The sequence below is a fragment of the Stenotrophomonas sp. GZD-301 genome (assembly GCF_049310345.1).
Taxonomy (GTDB): Bacteria; Pseudomonadota; Gammaproteobacteria; order Xanthomonadales; family Xanthomonadaceae; genus Stenotrophomonas.
Map to the genome: position 1 here is coordinate 78863 of NZ_JBMOWY010000026.1, position 17365 is coordinate 96227.

Sequence of the window (17365 nt, forward strand, 5' to 3'; positions counted from 1 at the left end):
GACGGGGCCGCGACGGCCGCTGCAAAGGGTAGGTCTGCGCGTAATCATCTGCTCCTCAAGGCACGCTCGTCGCGTGCGAATGGTCCCAGCAGCGCGCCCACGAAGCCGCCTGCACGATCCGTACTCAACACTGTTCCATCCACGTCATCTGCGAGGGTCTGCCACCCTCGGCCATCGCCCGTGTCGAACGCGAACGCATAGCGCCCCTCGTTGCCGGCGATCTTCAGGCGCAGCGATGGGCGTGTGTCCAGTGTCCGGCTGGCCAGCGTCCGGGTCACGCCGCTACCGTCGCGCGCGTCGAGGAAGACCGTCACGCGCTTTCCGCCCAGGCTGCGCACCCCAAGGAAGTACCAGTACGCCTCGCTTTGGAAGGCGGCCAGGCCTGCCGCCACGCCCGCCCCCGGACGCGTCAGTTCAGTACTGGCCTCGAAGCGCAGATGCTGCTGGCGGCGGCCGAGGAAGGCGGGATTGCGCAGCGTATCCAGATCCTCCGGCAGGGGATGTACGGCCAAGGCCCCCGGGCGCGCGCGCAGGTCTGCCCAGGGCTGCTTGGGCACGCGCACGCGCAACCAGCCGTTGCCGAGGGTGGGTGCATCGAAGTCGTCGCGGTCGATGAAGTTGCCGGTGGACGGTGCCTGCGTGGCCTCGCCCTGCATCCACGACGGGGCCTTGACCGCATAGGGGATGGTCTGGCCAGGCGGCAGGATCACCGGCCAGCCGTCACGCCATTGCACCGGCAGCAGGAAGGTTTCCCGCCCCGTGTTGTAGTGGCGCGTCTGGTAGTTGCGGCTGGCGAGGAACACCGCCCACCAGGAGCCGTCCGGACCTTCGACCAGGTCGGCATGCCCGGCATTGGTGATCGGCAACGGCCGGTCGTCGGGCAGATCGCGCTGGGTGAGAATCGGGTTGCCCGCATACGGGACGTACGGCCCCCAGACCTCGCGGCTGCGCAGAACGACCTGGGAATGCTGCGGGCCGGTACCTCCTTCGGCATCGGAGAGGTAGTACCAGCCCTCGCGCTTGTAGAGGTGCGGCCCCTCGATCCAGATCGGGTTGCTGGCCGGGTCCACCCCGCCGTCGATCAGCACCCTGCGCGGCCCCACCGGCGCGAGCGACGGCAGGTCAAGCTGCTGCATCCAGATGGCGCGATGGCCCTCGTAGCGCGGCGGGCCGGGCGGGACGTCATTGTTCAGCAGGTACACGCCGCCGTCCTCGTCGAAGAACAGCGACGGGTCGATGCCCTCGATGCCCGTCAGCCAGTGCGGGTCGGACCAGGGACCGGCCGGATCGCGCGCGGTGGCGACGAAGTTGCCGCCGCTGTCGACCGCCGTGGTGACCACATAGAACACGCCGTCGTGGTGCGTGATGGCCGGTGCAAAGATGCCGCGCGACACGCTCAGGCCATCGAAGTCCACCTGCGTCGGGCGGTCGATGACGTTGCCGATCTGCTTCCAGTGCACCAGGTCAACGCTCTTGAACACCGGAATGCCCGGGAAGTAGGTGAAGCTGGAGTTGACCAGGTAGAACCGGCCCTCCACGCCGACGATGCTCGGGTCGGCGTGGAAACCGGCCAGGATCGGGTTGCGGTAGTACCCGGCCGGCAACGGCGTCTCAAAAGCGGCATCGCGACCGACGTATTCGAACCAGTCGAAGTACACGGGCTGCGCAGGCGTGGCCCCGAGCGGCGGCGCCGCCGCGGACAGCAGCAGGAACAGTGTGGCCATCAGCAGACGCATCAGCGGTCCTCCGCAGGGGTGAGGGTAAGGTCGAAGGGCCCTGCCGGCGCGCCACGGCTGTCGCGCAGCGTGCACACCGGGCCGTCCGCCCAGCAGTAGCGGACGCGTGCGCCTGGCCCTGCCTGCGGGCCGCGCAGGACCACATCGCGCCCGTCCAGGACGGCGTCGGCATAGGTGCAGTGCCGCGCCTCGGCATCGCAGAGTTCGAAGCCGATGGGGCCGTTTGCACCGGTCGTGACCAGGGTGCCGGCGACGTCGTCGAACACGATCCGCACCCCGCCCTGCAGGCGCGATGCCGTGCGTGCGGTGGGCCCGGACGGATCGACGGTGCGGTCGCCGTAGACGACATGCCGCGCCACGCGCGCCAGGCGCCGGGCCAGTTCCTGTTTGTTGGGCGGGTGGATGTCGTAGGCGTCGCCAATGTCGATGGCCAGCGCCAGCCCGCTGTGCGGGTCTTCCGCGGCGACCTGCCGCTGTGCCTCGCGGACCTGTGCCCAGCCACTCTCCGCCGGCGCCACGGGCGGCAGGCCGTAGCCGGCCAACTGCACCACCAGCAACGGCGTCTGCGCGCCAAACCGGCTGCGCCAGTCATCGCGCAGGCTGCGCAGCTTCGCCGCGTAGGCCAGGCCGTCCGCCGTGTTGGATTCGCCCTGGTACCACAGCATGCCGCGCACGCCATAGTTGCCCAGCGGCGCGATCATGCCGTTGTACAGCGTCGACAGGCCCGTGGCGGCATGCCACGGTGCTGGTGGCGGCGCCGGTGCACCGGGTGCGGCGCGGTACTGCCACGTGACGTCCAGGGCGATGCGCGTGCCATCGTCCAGGTGCACGGCGTGGTCGCTCGCAGGGCCTGCCAGCCCGCCGTCGCCATAGGTGTCCAGCACGTTGATCACCACCGTGTTGGCGCCGGCGTGCAGCAGTCCCGCCGGCAACGCATACGACCGCGCCTGCCCCGGGCCGTACTGGCTGCCCACCGCCACGCCGTTCACCCAGGTCATGTCGGTTTCGTCGACGGCCCCCAGCACAAGTCGCGCGCCCTGCGCCGCCTGCGCGGCGGTCAGGGTCACCTGCGTGCGGTACCAGACCATGCCGTTGTAGTCCGACAGCGCCGGCACGCCCCAACGCTCCCACGCGCCCAGCGTGGACGGTGCAGCCTGCCACCCGGTGTGGTCTGCATCTGGCTGCCAGGGCGCATCGCCGGCGATGGCGCCTTCGCGCGTTGTCCACCATTGCTGCCAGTGCCGGCCCCATTGCTGGTGCGCCGCAGCGGGATCGTGGGCATACAGCGCCAGAACATCCAGAGCCTGTCCCATGCCGCCCTGCGCGCGCAGGGCATCACCGCTGGTCCATGCCTCGATGCGCGAGCCGCCCCATGCCGCCTCGATCAGGCCCATCGGCACATTGACGGTCTGCTGCAGCTCCCGCGCGAAGTAGAAGCACGCGGCGGAGAAGTCGCGCACCGAGTCCGGCGACGCAGGCTGCCATGCAACGGGGCCCTGGAAGTCGCGCTGTGGGGTGACGGCTGCCGCGTTCGGCACGGTGAACAGACGGATCGACGGGTGCGTGGCGGCGGCAAGCTCGCTGTCGGCGTTGAGCGTGCGCCACACCGGAAGCGCCATGTTCGACTGCCCGGAACACAACCAGACGTCGCCCATCTGCACGTCACGCACGACCTGGGTCACCTGCCCCGCCCGCACCGTCATGTCATAAGGGCCGCCAGCGGCGGTGGCCGGCAGCGTTGCCTGCCACCGTCCACCGGCATCGGCGCGCGTGGTGACGGTCCGCCCTGCGAGCGCCACGGACACCGCGGTGCCGGGTGCGGCATGGCCCCAGACGGGAATCGGCTGGTCCCGCTGCAGCACGGCGTGGTCCTGGAACAGCGGGTGCAGCAGCGTGGTCGCCGCCTCCTGTGCCATTGCCGGCACGGCGCAGCACGCCAGCGTAGCCGCGAGGATGCCGATCCACCACGTTCTCGCCTTCATCGCCCATCTCCGGGTGCGGACGGAAACTGCAGGGCCTGGTACCAGGCCAGCGGGTGTGGCGGCGCGGCTTCGCCGGCCGGCAACGGCCTGCCGCTCACCGACTGGAAGTACGCCACGCTGGCGTCGCGCCACCACTGCGCTTCGCGCAGCTGGATGCGCAGAAAGGCCGCGACCTGTTCGTGCCGCTGCGCGTCCACGCCATGCGGCTGCGGCGCGCTCCCCACGGCGGTGTTGGGCGCGCCGGGGCCCAGAGTTGCCCAGGTGGCCTGCATGGCCTGCACCTGGCGCACGCCCTGCGAATAGCGCCCGACCAGTTCATCCCACAACGGCCGTCCGGAGGCCATGCGGTGGTCCCACGGAACGTGGTGGAACCACAGCAGCAGTGGTTCCGGGACCTGCGCCAGGTCGCCATAGCGGGCGGCCACCTCGGGCGCGTACTGGCTTGCGGCATTGCTGCCGCGCGCGGTCCGGTCGAAGCCGATGCCGTTGCGGTCGGCGCGGTGGTAATACACCGAGGTCCAGTCCGCGCGCGGCCCGCCATCGACCCAGGGGCCAGGCCCGTAGTGGTGCCCGCGCGCCATCAGGTGGTGCAGGCCCAGCGGGGTCATGTAGTTCACCGCGGCCTCGCGCGAGCCCATCATCATCTCAACGATGGGCTGCACCACGCGGGGGTCCTGCGCGAAGGTCATCGCCGCCCAATCCGCCGCGATGTCGCGGGCCGATTGCTGCGGGTTCCATGCGAGACGGCCGAAGGCGTACCAGTTGGCCGGGTCGAAGTGCGACCCACTCCAGGTCCGGTCGTTGCCGATGTTGGCGACGCCGGCCATGCCGGTCAGCGACTGCGCCACGGTGGCACCCTCGCCGCGCACGCGGGTATCGGACTGCAGCACTTCCTCGTAGAGCGGGCCGAGGTACACCAGGTGAGTGGCGAAGCCGAGGTATTCCTTGGTGATCTGGACTTCCATCATCAGCGGCGTGCGCGGCATGGCCCCGAACAGGGGATGGAACGGCTCGCGCGGCTGGAAGTCGATGGGCCCGTTCTTGACCTGGAGGATCACGTTCGGCAGGAAGGCCCCGTCCAGGCCGGCAAACTCCGTGTACGCCTGGGTGGCGCGGTCGGCAGGCACATCGTGGGCGTAGACGAAGGCGCGCCACATCACCACGCCGCCGTGCGCGGCCAGCGCGCCGGCCAGCAGGTTGGCCCCGTCGGCGTGCGAGCGGCCGTAGTCCTGCGGGCCGGGCTGCCCTTCCGAGTTGGCCTTGACCAGGAAGCCGCCGAAATCCGGGATGCGCGCGTAGATCTCGTCGACCTTGTCGCGCCACCAGCGTTGCACGCGTGGATCGAGCGGGTCGGCGGTGTCCAGTCCGCCCAGCTCGATGGGAGCACTGAAGCGCGCGCTCAGGTACACGCGGATGCCGTACGGCCGGAACCTGTCGGCGAGCGCGGCCGCCTTGGCAAGATAGTCCGGTGCCAGGCTCTGCGCGCTCGCGTTGACGTTGTTCAGCACCGTGCCGTTGATGCCGATCGAGGCGTTGGCGCGTGCGTAATCCGTGTAGCGTGGGTCGTGCCACTCCGGCAGCGTCTGCCAGTCCCACAGCGAGCGGCCTGCGTAGCCGCGTTCGACATGGCCATCCAGGTTGTCCCAGTGGTCGAGCACGCGCAGCCGGAGCCGGGGCGACTCGCGTACCTCAAGCGCGTCCAGCGACGCGCCCGTCTGCAGCAGCCGCAGCAGATGGAACACGCCGTACAGCACGCCGATATCGTGGCGGGCCGCCACCAGCAGCACCTCGCGCCCGTCGATCCGTGCATGCCGGAGCAGATAGCCTTCGTCGCCCAGCGATTCGATCTCGTGGCGGAGCGGCGCGATCATGGCCGAGGAGCGTGGTGTGCCCAGCACCACGGTCGCGTCGCCGGCTGCCGCGCCCGGCATCTGCGGTGCGCTGCCCAGCAGGCCGGTCAGGCCGCGCGCCAGCTCATCGCGTGCGGCACGCTGCGTGGGCGTCTGATCAGGGGCGACGATGTGGGCCAACCGGGTGCGGTAGTCCGCTGCGAGCGCAGGTTCGAGCGGCACGTAGCGCATCCAGAGGGCGTAGCCATCCTCTGCGTGCGCGTTGCCCGCGCAGGCGAAAAACACCATCGCGGCACCCAGCATCCAATGACACCGCTCGACAACCGAGCGGGCCCGCAGCGCGGACAACAAACCTTGTAAGCTCGATCCGTGCGTTGGCTGTGTCAGCGTCACAGCGAAGAACGGGAGCGCGAATTGGACAAGCCGAAGAAGTCGGTCCGCCGCAAAACCAGTGGCGTGACGATCGACGAGGTGGCGGCCCTGGCCGGGGTGTCGCCGATGACCGTGTCGCGGGCGATCAACCAGGGCAAGGTGCGCGATGCCACCCGCGAGCGCGTGATGCGCGCGGTGCGCGAACTGGGCTATACGCCCAACCTGGCCGCCAGTTCGCTGGCGGCCGCACAGCACACGCGCATCGCGCTGATCTACACCAATCCCAGCGGTGCCTACCTGCGCGAACTGCTGGTCGGTTTGCTGCGTGTGGCGTCCAACGCTGCCATCCAGCTGGTCGTCGATTACTGGGACGATCTTGACCCGACCGCCGAGCGCAAGGCAGCGCGGGCCTTGGCCGGCCGCGTGGACGGCGTCATTCTGCCGCCCCCGCTGTGCGAATCGCGGCCTGCCGTGACCGAACTCGTCAAGGCGGGCATCCCCGTCGTCGGGATCGCACCGGGTCACCTCGGCAACGACATTTCCTGCGTGCGCATCGACGACTTCCAGGCCGGCAGGGAACTGACCGAACACCTGATCCAGCAGGGTCACAGCCGCATTGGCTTCATCCGCGGCCGCAACGACCTCAGCGCGAGCGAGCGGCGTTACGACGGCTTTGTTGCCGCCCTGGGTGCGGCCGGGCTGCAGGTCGAACCCGGCCTCGTCCAGCAGGGGGACTACACCTACCGCTCCGGGCTTGCCGCTGCCGAAAAGCTGCTGTCCCACCGCCGGCCGCCGACCGCGATCTTCGCCAGCAACGACGACATGGGCGCGGCGGCGATTTCCGTCGCACACCGGCGCGGCCTGGATGTTCCCCGTGATCTGTCGGTGGTGGGCTTCGATGACACCTCGGCCGCGACGACGGTCTGGCCGGAGCTCACCACCATTCACCAACCCATCGCATCGATGGCCGATGCCGCCATCGACATCCTGCTGCGTACCATCCGCCGCCGGCACGACGACGCGCGCGTGTTGACCGATCACGTCATGCCGCACCGGTTGGTGGTGCGCGACTCGGTCGCGCCCCCACCCAAGCGGTGACCGCACACGCCGCGGGGTCATCGGCCCGGGCATGCGATGGTGGTCTCCGCCTCGTTCAAGGCCCCCAGGGCGACGCGTGACACCGAGAGCGTCATCGCACCGGCCGTGCCGATTGACCACGGGCGCTCCAGCTTGCCGACATCCGCACCGGCCGCGGCCAGGCACTTCAACGGTACGCCCACCCGCGTCCATTGGCCCACCGGCAGCGATGCCAGCGTCGGGCCGAGCGCAATGCGTGCCGAGCAACCCGTGCCGCAGCCCACCGACAGCCATGCATCGCCCTGGGGTGCGGCCTCAACCCGCAGCGTGGTCAACAGCATCAGGTCGCCGTTGCTCTCGCGCTGCAGGTCCAGAGCCGTATGCGACTGCAGCGCGGCGACCGCCTCGCCCTTGCCGGTCCAGGCGAGGCGGCGACCATCTTCCTGCGCCAGATGATCCACCCCGGTGACGTTCAGCAGGCCGCCGTCGAGGGATTCCGGCACCTTGGTGACGGTCACGCCCTGCCCCGTGCCGTTCTCCAGCCGCAGGGCCATGCCGGACCCGGCGTCACCGCGCGCGAAGAACACACCGACCGCGCCTTCATTGCCGGTCACGCCGGAAACCTCCGGCAGCGCGGCGAGATCGCCGTTGTCGGCATAGGTGAGCCCGAAGCCGAATGCGAACTGCGGGGCGTAGTCCTTCTGCCCCACGTTGTTGGCGTACTGGACCGCTGTACGCGGCCAGCTGAAACTCAGTTTCCCCTTGAAGTCGTGCTGCGCGCTGCCGTCGGGGCCGCGCAGCAGCACATCCGCAATGCCGGCGCCTTCCGACCCGGGCAGCCACGCCGCCACGAACGCGTCGGCGGCATTGATCTCGCGGTTCACCCACAGCGGGCGCCCGCTCAGGAACACCGCGACCACCGGAATGCCGTCGGCCTTCAGTCGCTTGATCAGCGCAAGATCCGAGTCGTCGCCGGCCTTGTAGGCCAGTGTCGGCAGATCGCCCTGGAACTCCGCATAGGGATTCTCGCCGAACACCACCACGGCCACATCCGGCTTGCGCGTGTATTTCCCATCCACGGCCAGCACCGCTTCGCCGCCGCCGGCCTTCGCCTGCTGCGCGATGCCCTCGAAGATCGTGTCCGCATTCGGGAAGTCCTTGCGGGTGGTGCCGGTGCCCTGCCAGTTCAGCGTCCAGCCGCCGGCCTGCTTGCCAACGTCATTGGCCCCGTCACCGGCCACCAGGATGCGTTGCTTCGGCGACAGCGGCAGCACACCGCCCTGGTTCTTCAGCAGTACCAGCGATTCGCGCACCGCCTGGCGTGCCACCTCACGATGCTCGGGCGCGCCGACCAGTGCGAACTGCCCACCGACCGCGCGCGACGACGGCTTACCCGCCTCGAACAGCCCCAGCCGCATCTTGACCCGCAGTATCCGCCGCACCGCATCGTCCAGACGCTGCTGGGAAATGCTGCCGTTCTTCACCGCGGCCAGCGTGGTGTCGTAGAAGCCCTTCCAGCTGTCCGACGCCATCGCCATGTCCAGGCCGGCGTTGATGGTGGCCGGGCAATCGGTGGTGGTGCAGCCCTTCACCTGCCCGTGGCCGTTCCAGTCGCCCACCACGAAGCCACCAAAGTTCATCCGCCCCTTCAGCGCCTCCGTCAGATACGGCCGGTGGCCATGCATCTTCTCGCCGTTGACGCTGTTGAAGGACGCCATGACGGTCTGTGCGCCCGCGGCGATGGCCGGCGGATACCCGGCCGCGTGGATGCGCACCAGGTCCGCCTCGCTGATCCGGGTATCGCCCTGATCCTTGCCATCGACCGTGCCGCCGTCGCCGAGGAAGTGCTTCACCGAGGCGATCACGTGGCGGCCATCAAGGAACGTGGGCGAGCCGACCTTGCCCTGCAGGCCCTCGACCATCGCGCCGGCATAGCTGGCCACCACGTCGGGCGATTCGGAATACCCCTCGTAGGTGCGCCCCCAGCGGTCGTCCTGCGGTACCGCCACGGTGGGCGCGAATGCCCACTCCATGCCGGTCGCACGGGTTTCCAGCGCGGTGATCTCACCGATCCGCTTGAGCAGCGCAGGGTTGCGTGTTGCCCCCAGGCCGATGTTGTGCGGGAACAACGTCGCGCCGATGATGTTGCTTTGCCCGTGCACGGCATCGATGCCGAACAGTACCGGAATCGCCTTGCCGCCCTGCGAGGTATCCATCGAGGCCTCGTAGAACGCATCGGCCAGGGCCAGCCATTCGGCAGGCGAGGCATCGTACCGGCCGCCGGGGTCGGAATTGCCCCCCGCCAGGATCGAGCCGAGCCGGTACCGGCGGAGATCATCCGGGGTGATGCTGGCGATGTCGCCCTGCACGAGCTGGCCCACCTTCTCCTCCACCGTCATGGTGGCCATCAGGTCGGCGATGCGCGTTTCCAGCGCAGGATCCTCGGGCAGTGGCCAGGCGACCTGTGGCCACGGATCCGGAGCGGCCGCCGCAGGGGCAACTGCCTTGTCATCGTTGCCGCAGGCAGCCAGCGCGAGCATCAGCGTGCCCAGCAGCAGGCCGCTGCGGACGCAGGTAAACCGTTGATTGGTCATCGCGTTCATCCTTCCATCTGCTCCAGTTCCTTGCCCTTGGTTTCGTGCACGTAGCGCAGCACGAAGAAGACCGAGATCACCGCCGACACCAGGTAGAGGCTGTACGTCGCGGCCAGCCCGATGGCGGCCAGCAGAATGGGGAACGTCACCGTGACGGCGAAGTTCGCGGTCCATTGCGCCGCACCGGCCACGGCCAGCGCCGACCCGCGTATCTGGTTGGGGAACATCTCGCCCAGCATCACCCACATCACCGGCCCCCAGGAGACGTTGAAGAACACCACGTAGGCATTGGCCGCCACCAGCGCCAGCGTGCCCATGCCCCCGGGAAGCTGCAGGCGGGAATCGACCAGCGAGCCACTGGCGAATGCCACCACCAGCAGTGCCAGCGACACCGCCATCCCGGCCGAGCCGACCCACAGCAGCGGCTTGCGTCCGATGCGGTCGATCAGCAGCACGGTGACGATGCACGCGCCGATGCTGAGCGAACCGGACAGCACATTGATCAGCAGCGCGTCGTTCTCGGAGAAGCCTACCGCCTGCCAGAGCACGGCGCCGTAGTAGAACACCACGTTGATGCCGACCAGCTGCTGGAAGATGGCCAGGCCGATGCCCACCCAGACAATCGGCCGAACCCTGCCGGTGGCCGTGCTGCGCAGGTCCGACAGCCGCGGACGGTGATGGTCGGTGGACAGCGAGGCGCCGATCTCGGCGAGCTTGGCCTGCGCCTCGGCACCGCCGAACAGCCGCGTCAACACCTGCAGCGCCTCGTCCGTGCGGCGTTTCACCACCAGGTAGCGCGGGCTTTCCGGGATGGTCAACAGCAGCGCCAGGAACAGCAGCGAGGGCACTGCCTGCATCCAGAACATCCAGCGCCACGCCGCATGCCCGCCCCACAACGGCTCGGTCGAGGCACCGGCCGAGGCCGCCAGGAGATAGTTGGACAGGAAGGCAACGGTGAGCCCGCTGATGATGGCGATCTGCTGGACCGTGGCGAGGCGGCCGCGGTAGCGCGCCGGCGCCACCTCGGCGATGTACGCCGGTGAAATCACACTGGCCGCACCCACCGCAAAGCCGCCCATCACCCGCGCGATGATGAACATGATCGACGAGGACGCCGCACCCGCGCCGATCGCCGACAGCAGGAACAGAACCGCCGAGACGATCAGCACGTTGCGGCGCCCCAGGCGGTCGGCCAGACGGCCGGCGCTGAAGGCACCGATGGCGCAGCCCAGCAGCATCGAGGCGATCTCGAACCCCTGCATCCACTCGCCGGACCGGAACGCCTGGTGCAGGCCGTCCTGCGTGCCATTGATGACGCCGCTGTCGAACCCGAACAGGAATCCGCCAATCGTCGCCACCACGCTGATCACCACAATCAGGCGGGTGTTCTCGCCGTCCCGCATTGCCTGTTTCATTGCCATTCCCCTCCCCGGTCCGGTGTCAGCGCAGCAGATGCTGGTTGAGCAGGTTCTCGTAGCGCTCCTGTTTGCCACTGATCTGCGCGGGCTCGCCGAGCGTGGTGGCCAGCGTCGCCAGGTCGGCCAGGCCGAGCGTGCCGTTCTCGAAGTCCCTGCCGGCGCCGCTGTCAAAGCTGGCATAGCGTTCCGTACGCCACTGCTCCCACGGCGAGTCGGTCAGCAGCGTGTGCGCCACCTCCAGGCCGCGGGCGAACGCGTCCATGCCGCCGATGTGGGCGATGAACAGATCTTCCAGGTCGGTCGACTCCCTGCGCAGCTTGGCGTCGAAATTCAGGCCGCCCTCCAGCCCGCCCTGCCGCAGCACGACCAGCATCGCGCCAACGGTGTCGTACAGGTCGGTCGGGAACTGGTCCGTGTCCCAGCCGTTCTGGCCGTTGCCGCGGTTGGCATCGATGCTGCCCAGCAGACCGTGGTCGGAGGCGACCTGCAGATCGTGTTCGAAGGTGTGGCCGGAAAGCGTGGCGTGGTTGGCCTCGATGTTGAGCTTGAAGTCCTTGTCCAGGCCATGCGCTTTCAGGAAGCCCGCCACGGTGGCGCTGTCGAAGTCGTACTGGTGCTTCATCGGTTCCATCGGCTTGGGCTCGATCAGGAAATTCCCCTTCAGCCCGATGCTGCGGCCGTAGTCCCGCGCCATCGTGAGGAACCGTGCGAGATGGTCGACCTCGCGCTTCATCTGCGTGTTCACCAGCGAGGCGTAGCCTTCGCGGCCACCCCAGAACACGTAATGTTCGCCGCCCAGCTCAACGGTCGCCTCGAGCGCCGCCTTCACCTGCACGGCGGCACGCGCCACCACGGCAAAATCGGGATTGGTGGCCGCACCATTCATGTAGCGCGGGTGCGAGAACAGATTGGCGGTCCCCCACAGCAGCTTGATGCCGGTCGCCTCCTGGCGCGCTTTGGCCAGGCCGACCATGTGCTTCAGGTTCTTCTCGTACTGGCCGACATCGTCGGCATCCGGCGCCAAGTCGATATCGTGGAAGCACCAGTACGGCACGCCCAGCTTGGTGAAGAATTCGAATGCGGCGTCCACCTTCGCTTCGGCGGTGGCCATCTGCGAGCCGGCCTCCCACGGGAAACGGCGGGTGCCTGGACCAAACGGATCATGCCCGGCGTTGCAGAAGGTGTGCCAGTAGCAGGCCGCGAAGCGCAGATGCTCCTGCATGGTCTTGCCACCGATTACCCGGTTCGCGTCGTAGACCTTGAACGCGAGGGGGTTGTCCGACCCCCGGCCTTCGAAGGGGATGCGGCCAATGCCGGGGAAGTATTCCGTGGCGCCGATGAAGGGCTGGTTGCTCATGGTGCGTCGTCCTGTCGTTGTGGGAGGTGTCGGCAAAGCGGGCGATCAACCGCGATACAGCGGCGTGATGGCATCGAGATGGCGTAGAAAACCGGCATAGGCGGCGGCATAGGCGCGCGTACGCGCCGGGTCCGGGTGGGCGGACTGCAGCGGATCAAGTGCAACGTGCCGGTCCGCGATCTCGGCGATGGTCGCGGCCTCGCCGCGCGCGTGGCCCAGCGCCCACAGGGCCTGCAATGCCGCACCGAACGCCGCGCCCTCGGATTGGGTCGGCACGTCCACCGGAAGGCCGAAGACATCGGCCACCAGTTGACGCCACTGCGCGCTGTTGCTGCCGCCGCCGGTCAGCACGATGCGTTCGAACTGCATGCCCGCGTGGACAAAGGCGTCGTAGCCAACCTTCAGGCTGTACGTCGCCCCTTCGACGGCCGCACGGTAGAAGTGCGCCGGGGTCATGTTGGTCGTGTCCATGCCCGCCAGTACCCCCTTGCCCAGCGGCAGGTCCGGCGTACGCTCGCCATTGAGGAAGGGCAGCATCACCAGGCCGTCGGCACCGGGCGATGTAGCGCGCAGGTGCCCGTCGGCATACCGGGTGCTGAAGCCGAACGCATCGGCGACCTGTTCGGTCACCACCGTGCAGTTCATCGTGCAGATCAGCGGCAGCCAGCCGCCGGTGGACGAGCAGAACGCGGCCCATCTCCCGTCCGGGTCGATCACGGGCGTGTCCGAGTAGGCGAACAGGGTGCCCGAGGTGCCCAGGCTCATCGCCAGGCGGCCGGGTACGACGCAGCCGGTACCGATCGCCGCCATCATGTTGTCGCCACCGCCAACGGCGACCTTCACCGTCGCGCGCAGCCCCAGTGCTGCCGCGACGGCCGGGTCGATGTCCAGCATCTCTTCGGGTGCGGCGATGCGCGGCAGGCACGCGGCAAGGTCCCGCTCGGGATCGGTCGCGCGCAGCAGGTCGGCCGACCAGGTGCGGGTGCGCACGTCCAGCCAGCCCGTGCCGGACGCATCCCCGTACTCGCAGAAGCGCTCGCCGGTCAACACGAAATTGAGGTAGTCGTGCGGCAGCAGAATGGTGGCAAGCCGCGCGTAGGCCTCGGGCCGGTGGGTCTTCGTCCACGGCAGCTTGGACGCGGTGTACCCGGTGAGGATCGGATTGCCTGCGAGCGCGATACTGCGGGCTGCGCCGCCCACCGCGTCCATGATCTGCACACACTCGGCCGACGTGCTGGTGTCGCACCAGAGTTTGGCCGGTGCCAGCACCTCCCCTGCCGCGTCGACCGCGACGAATCCGTGCTGTTGGCCGGACACCGCCAATGCGGTGATGCGCGAGCGCACCTTGGGTTCAATCGCATGGAAGCAGGCATGAAGTGCGGCGACCCAATCGGCCGGCTGCTGCTCACGGCTGCCATCGGCGGCGGACGTCAGGTCCAGCGGCGAGCTGGTGCTGGCAACGAGCCGACGCCCGGCAGGGTCGTACACCACGATCTTCAGACTCTGCGTCCCTGCGTCGATTCCGGCCACCAGATCCATGTACTGCACTCCCGTCCGTGATTGAAGTTAGCGCTACCATTTCCAGACAACAGCATGCCGCTGCGTTACGTCAGGGCTGGCACCCGTGGCCATACGTCCTGCGCCGCCTTGCAGTAGCGCTCGATGAAGGCGGCCTGCGACGGCATCGTCGCCACCGCCTGCTGCACCGGCTGCCGGATCCGCGCCAACAGCGTGCGCAGGTCCGCGTCACCGATGGCACGTGCCAGCGGGTGTGGCGGACCCGGCTGGATGCCCTGCCCCATCAGCACGCTGGTCCAGGAATCCACACGGAACAGCTCGCCGGGGTCCTGCCAGGCGTGTGCTCGTTCGCGCCAGGCACGCAGCCGGATCGCGAGCGACTCGGGCAGCGGCATCTCGCGGCACGCCTTCCACATCGGCTCGTCGCGCTGGTTGGCGTGGTAGTGCAGGATGATGAAATCCCGCACATGCTCCATCTCCTGGCGGCTGACGTCGTTGTACAGCGCCATCAGCGCCGGGCTGATGCCGTCGAACGGGAACAACTGGATCAGGCGCACCACGGCACTGATGGTCAGGTGGATGCTGGTCGATTCCAGCGGCTCGATGAAGCCACTGGCAAGCCCCAGCGCCACCACGTTCCGGTTCCATGCTTTCAGCCGGCGCCCGCTACGGAACGGCACCAGCCAGGGATCCCGCAGGGGCCGGCCCTCGACGTCACGCAGCAGCTTGGCCTGCGCCTCGTCATCGGACATGTGGCGGCTGGAGAACACCAGCCCGCAGCCCACCCGGTGCTGAAGCGCGATATGCCACCGCCAGCCGGCCTCGTGTGCGATCGCGCGGGTGTACGGCACCGGCGGCGAGACCGACTCGGTCTGCACCGCCACCGCGCGATCACTGGGCAACCAGTCGTGCCAGTCCTCGTAGCCGGTATGCAGGGTCTGTTCGGTCAACAGACCGCGGAAGCCGGTGCAGTCGATGAACAGGTCGCCCTCGATGACCTGCCCGTCCTCCAGCACCAGTGACGCAACGGAGCCGTCATCGGCATGTTGTCGCACTTCCCGGATCTTGCCCTCGACCCGCCGCAGGCCGTGCGCTTCGGCCCTGCGCCGAAGGAACTTCGCATAGAGGCCGGCGTCGAAGTGGTACGCATAGTTGAGCTGCGGCCGGGTGTCCAGCGAGAACTGGTCGCCGAGTGACGCGACACTCTCCAGGCAGAAATCGCCCAGCGCCGACGGCATGCCGCGGCGCAGGCTGTCCAGCCAGAAATGGTGGAACGGTGTTGCCCACGTTCCCTGCCCGATGGTGCCAAACGGATGGATGAAACGATCCCCGGGACGCCGCCAGTTCTCGAACGAGATCGAGAGCTTGAACGTGCCGGCAACGGCGCGCAGGAACTCCTGCTCATCGATCTGCAGAAAACGGTGGAAGGCGCGGATGGGCGGCACGGTCGACTCGCCGACGCCCACCGTACCGATCTGCTCGGATTCCACCAGGGTAATGTCCAGCTGATCGCGGAACTGGTGGGACAGCGCACACCCGGCCAGCCAGCCCGCCGTGCCACCCCCGGCGATGACGACCCTGCGGATACGTGCGTGTGTTGTGTCAGCAACGTTCAATGCGGTGCTCCCATCAGCGGTTGAGTCGAGACAGCAGCTGTGCGCGCGTGCGCCGCGCCTGCGTCTCGTCGAAGGGCGCCAGCTCGCCGCGGGCCGCTTCGGGCAGGTGCTGCCCTGCGCGGTCGCCTGGGCCGAATACGTAGTAATGGAAGATCGCCGACCAGGCCTGCTTCTCGCGTGCAGGCAGATCGCGCAGCGCCCACATCGCATGCTGGAGCGCCGGCAGCGGCGAGGACAGGAAACCGGGCGAGCTGCGCCACCAGTAGTTCACCAGCACGTTGAACGGCTCCAGGCTGCGCACGTGGTGCCACCACATGCTCGGGATGAAGATGGCGTCACCCGGCTCCAGCACAGCCGTCTGCGCGCTGGCGAGGGCATCACGGAAGCGCGGATGGCGCGCGAAATCCGGGCGCTCGAAATCCACCACGCTGATCACCTGGCCACCCGGCGTGGGTTCCAGCGGCCCGGGGTACAGGTTGTCGATCTGCTCCGGCGGAAAGAGCGTGAAGCGGCGCCGGCCGACTGCACAGCACGCGAGGTTGTCCGGCGTGTCGAAATGGCACGACGCCGTGACGCGGTTGCCCATCCAGATGCTGGCCGACGCCTCGATGCCCTGCCCCGCCAGGCCGGCATCGTTGGCCAGCGCGAACCCGGGAAGCGCCCGCTCGATCAGCAGCGAGGCGACATAGTACGTGGGCGGCCGGGGGTCCTCGAAGGTCGCGGCAATCCCGTCCAGCACCTGCGTCAGCAAGCCGCGCCGGACCTCCACGTTCAACTGCGTAAAGTCCTCGTTGTAGAACGGACGCCCTTCAATCTCCGGTCCGCCGAAGGAGTACGGCACCGGCACGCCCGCATCGAAACCGCGCAGATAGTCCAGCGCCTCGTGTGTGGAACGCAGCCCGGCCTGCACGATTTCCCAGTCACGCGCGATGCCACGCAGCACCACCGGCTCGCCGGCGGTCACCAGTGCCTCCAGCGGGAGCGCATCGGGCGCAAGACCGTCGAGGACGCGCATGGCAACGCCGTCAGGCATGGCTCAGTTCCTGCCTGCCGCCACGGCGGCATCCTGCATCCGCACGCGCCGCTGTTTCTCGGCGATCAGGCGCCGCATGTTGTGCAGCGACGCCAGCATCAGATATGCACCTTCCAGATAGCCGGCGCGGTTGAGGTCGGCGAGCGCGGGACCGTCCAGCTGCGCCAGGCGGTCACGGTCGATCGCGTGCAGGCCGTTGACGCCCACCCGATGATCGGCGTCGATGGTCACGTCGAGCGTGACCGGCTGGATGAGCCCGTACGTCTCGAGCATGGCAAACATGTGCGCGCCAACGGCATGGCCCTCGTGGATGCCGCGCAGCACGCCTGCGATATGGTCGAGATAGGGGCTGTTGCCGCCCTGCGGCAGGAACACCGGCTCACCCTGCAGCGCACTCACCCGAGGGTGATCGAGGTCGACGTGCAGCACCGCCTCCTGCGCAGGCGCGCCATCGATGCGCGTCTCCTGGAAGCCGATGAGGAACGGCCCCTTGGCTGCCGCCCCCGGCAGATAGGCCGCATTCCAGCGCCCGTCGTGCAGGAACAGATTCTCGTGCTGCTCGAACCCCAGCAGCGCAACGGACTGCCAGTCACCCGTCGCCGGGTCCTTGCGGAGAAAAATGGGATATTCCCGCTGCAGCTCGGCGAACTCGCTCGGGTAGGCCGGCACCATGCCCACCGCATCACCGAACTCGGCGCCGAAAGCGGTGGCCACGCGCAGGTCCCGGTGGGCGATGTTGTTGAGCATTTCGTAACGCGGCATGGTCTTGTCCAATCCCATCAGGAGCCTGGAACAGGTGCCGCTGCACAGGC

The 17365-nt window shown here is 68.5% G+C and carries 11 protein-coding genes; 1 reads left to right on the forward strand and 10 read right to left on the reverse strand.

Annotated features, from left to right (window positions below; genetic code table 11):
* Positions 1–44: 44 nt before the first annotated feature.
* The 3 genes from ACO6VK_RS06900 to ACO6VK_RS06910 are packed head-to-tail and all read right to left on the reverse strand — an operon-like array spanning position 45 to position 5871.
* Positions 45–1736 (reverse strand): glycoside hydrolase family 43 protein, encoded by a 1692-nt coding sequence (locus ACO6VK_RS06900; protein ID WP_422506160.1) that lies wholly within the window; start codon positions 1734–1736, stop codon positions 45–47.
* Positions 1736–3718, reverse strand: coding sequence for a sialate O-acetylesterase (locus ACO6VK_RS06905; protein ID WP_422506161.1), 1983 nt, complete (start codon positions 3716–3718; stop codon positions 1736–1738). The genes ACO6VK_RS06900 and ACO6VK_RS06905 overlap by 1 nt, the downstream gene beginning before the upstream one ends.
* A complete protein-coding gene (locus tag ACO6VK_RS06910; RefSeq protein ID WP_422506162.1) occupies positions 3715–5871 on the reverse strand; it encodes an alpha-glucuronidase family glycosyl hydrolase in 2157 nt (718 codons plus the stop codon). Before ACO6VK_RS06910 ends, ACO6VK_RS06905 begins: the two co-directional genes overlap by 4 nt.
* Before the next feature lie 111 nt (positions 5872–5982).
* On the opposite strand from ACO6VK_RS06910, the gene ACO6VK_RS06915 reads away from it, so the two are divergent.
* Positions 5983–7038, forward strand: a complete 1056-nt coding sequence (locus ACO6VK_RS06915; RefSeq protein WP_422506163.1) for a LacI family DNA-binding transcriptional regulator — start codon at positions 5983–5985, stop codon at positions 7036–7038.
* A 17-nt stretch (positions 7039–7055) separates the two neighbouring features.
* Here ACO6VK_RS06915 and ACO6VK_RS06920 read toward each other — a convergent pair whose 3' ends face one another.
* The 7 genes from ACO6VK_RS06920 to ACO6VK_RS06950 all read right to left on the reverse strand — a co-directional run bounded on the left by ACO6VK_RS06920 (position 7056) and on the right by ACO6VK_RS06950 (position 17315).
* Positions 7056–9620, reverse strand: coding sequence for a glycoside hydrolase family 3 protein (locus ACO6VK_RS06920; protein WP_422506164.1), 2565 nt, complete (start codon positions 9618–9620; stop codon positions 7056–7058).
* On the reverse strand, positions 9617–11026 hold the full coding sequence (locus tag ACO6VK_RS06925) for a sugar porter family MFS transporter (protein WP_422506165.1): 1410 nt from the start codon (positions 11024–11026) through the stop codon (positions 9617–9619). Before ACO6VK_RS06925 ends, ACO6VK_RS06920 begins: the two co-directional genes overlap by 4 nt.
* 25 nt (positions 11027–11051) lie before the next feature.
* Complete coding sequence (gene xylA, locus ACO6VK_RS06930; RefSeq protein ID WP_422506166.1) at positions 11052–12386, reverse strand: xylose isomerase; 1335 nt, start codon at positions 12384–12386, stop codon at positions 11052–11054.
* A 45-nt stretch (positions 12387–12431) separates the two neighbouring features.
* Positions 12432–13925: a xylulokinase gene (gene xylB / locus ACO6VK_RS06935; protein WP_422506167.1), complete on the reverse strand. Its 1494-nt coding sequence runs from the start codon at positions 13923–13925 to the stop codon at positions 12432–12434.
* A 65-nt stretch (positions 13926–13990) separates the two neighbouring features.
* On the reverse strand, positions 13991–15520 hold the full coding sequence (locus ACO6VK_RS06940; protein WP_422506168.1) for a tryptophan halogenase family protein: 1530 nt from the start codon (positions 15518–15520) through the stop codon (positions 13991–13993).
* Positions 15521–15533: 13 nt separating this feature from the next.
* A complete protein-coding gene (locus ACO6VK_RS06945) occupies positions 15534–16553 on the reverse strand; it encodes a cupin-like domain-containing protein (RefSeq protein WP_422506169.1) in 1020 nt (339 codons plus the stop codon).
* 3 nt (positions 16554–16556) lie between these two features.
* Positions 16557–17315 carry a SapC family protein gene (locus ACO6VK_RS06950; protein ID WP_422506170.1) on the reverse strand — a complete coding sequence of 253 codons (759 nt, stop codon included), beginning with the start codon at positions 17313–17315 and terminating at the stop codon, positions 16557–16559.
* Between the last annotated feature and the right edge of the window lie 50 nt (positions 17316–17365).